Source organism: Mesorhizobium sp. M7A.F.Ca.AU.002.02.1.1, assembly GCF_003998535.1.
In the GTDB taxonomy this organism is placed as follows: domain Bacteria; phylum Pseudomonadota; class Alphaproteobacteria; order Rhizobiales; family Rhizobiaceae; genus Mesorhizobium; species Mesorhizobium ciceri.
This window is the reverse complement of sequence record NZ_RZPB01001106.1, coordinates 1-1,506: the sequence shown is the minus strand read 5'-3', so window position 1 is coordinate 1,506 and position 1,506 is coordinate 1. Positions and strand designations below refer to the sequence as shown.

At 66.6% G+C, this 1,506-nt stretch carries 1 protein-coding gene and 1 pseudogene; both read right to left on the bottom strand.

Features of this window, described 5'->3' with window-relative positions; all coding sequences use genetic code 11:
- Positions 1 to 169: pseudogene (locus EN879_RS40385) on the bottom strand (thiamine ABC transporter ATP-binding protein); the annotation flags it as partial.
- Positions 162 to 1,506 (bottom strand): thiamine/thiamine pyrophosphate ABC transporter permease ThiP (locus EN879_RS35490; protein ID WP_164774821.1); only part of this gene is annotated, 1,345 nt, incomplete at its 5' end. The pseudogene EN879_RS40385 and the gene EN879_RS35490, both read right to left, overlap by 8 nt.

The window sequence follows — 1,506 nt, the reverse complement described above, 5'->3', positions numbered from 1 at the left end:
GTGTCGACTTGCTCGAACCGCTCGGCCCCATGATGGCGGTGATCGTCGCCGCGGCAAACTCGACATCGAAAACAAGCGGCGCCTCGCCATAGCTGCCATAGCTGAACGACACTTTGTCCAGCCGCACCGGCGCGCCCTTCGCGAGCCCGTTGGCCGCCTTTTCACGCATCACGGACCTCCTCCCTTCCCAGCCAGTGCGCCGCCACGATCAACGCGAGACAGACGAGGCCGAGCAGCAGTGCGAGGCCGGCGGCATCCTCGGTGCGGTAGCTGCCCATCCGAGCCAGAAGAAGGTAGGGCAATGTCTGCACGGAATCACTGCCGAACAAGGCAATGACACCGAGATCGCCGAGCGACAGCGCCATGGCGAAAGCGAAGGCCGTGGCGAGCGGTCGCCGCAGCGACGGCCAGTCGACCAGCATCAGCCGGTTCCAGCCCGCAATGCCGAGCTGTGCACAGAGCCGTTCGTGACGCTCGCTCGCTGCATCATAGGCGGGACGCACGGCGCGGAGCGCAAACGGCATCGCCATCACCGCGTTGACGGTGACGACCATGACCGGAGCGATGGCGAAGACATCGCCGACATGGCGCAACAACAGGAACCAGCCGGCGCCGACGACGATCGGCGGCACGACCAGGACAAAACCGGCGCCTGTATCGGTGGCGTGTTCGAGCAGTGTCTTTGCGCCGGCACGGCGGTTCAGCGCCAGTGCCCGCCGCGCCATGGTCAGCGCCAGCGACAGCATCACCGAAAGCAGCGCCGACAGGAAGGCGAGCGCCGCACTGGTCAGCGTTGCCTGCCGGACAGTGGCCTCGCCGGCCAAGCGGGCGAGATCGGCACTCAATCCGGCCATCACGGTTGCCGCCATCGGCCCGACAACGAACAGCAGCGCCAGGACGATGAGTAGCGCGTTCAACCAGGTCTCGCTCCGATTGACCGAGAGATAGCGGCGTTGCGCGACCGGCAAATTGGTGTCGCCGACCACATTGGCGCCTAGCCGCGTCAGTGCCAGCACCACGATAAAGGTCAAGGCGATCTGCAGCAGCGTCAGTGCAACGGCCCGTGCGGGATCGAAATCGAAGCGCAGCGCCTGGTAGATGCCGACCTCAAGCGTCGTCGCGGCCGGCCCGCCGCCGAGCGTCAGCACGATCGTGAAGGATGTGATGCAGAGCATGAACACAAGCCCGGCGACGCCGGGCAGTGCGGCGCGCAGCGTTGGCCATTCGATCAGCCGGAACGCCGGCCGGGCCGCCATGCCGAGTTGGCTCGCCAGCCGCCATTGGTCGGCCGGTATGGTCTGCAGCGCCTCGAGGAACAGCCGCGTCGCCAGCGGCAGGTTGAAGAAGACATGGGCGACGAGAATGCCGGACAGGCCATAGATGCCCGGCCAGCTTCCGCCGCCGATAACGGCAAGCACGCCGGCGAAGTAGCCGGCACGGCCATAAAGCGCCAGGATGCCGAGCGCTGCAACGATGGCCGGCAGCGCCAACGGCACGGCGAAGATC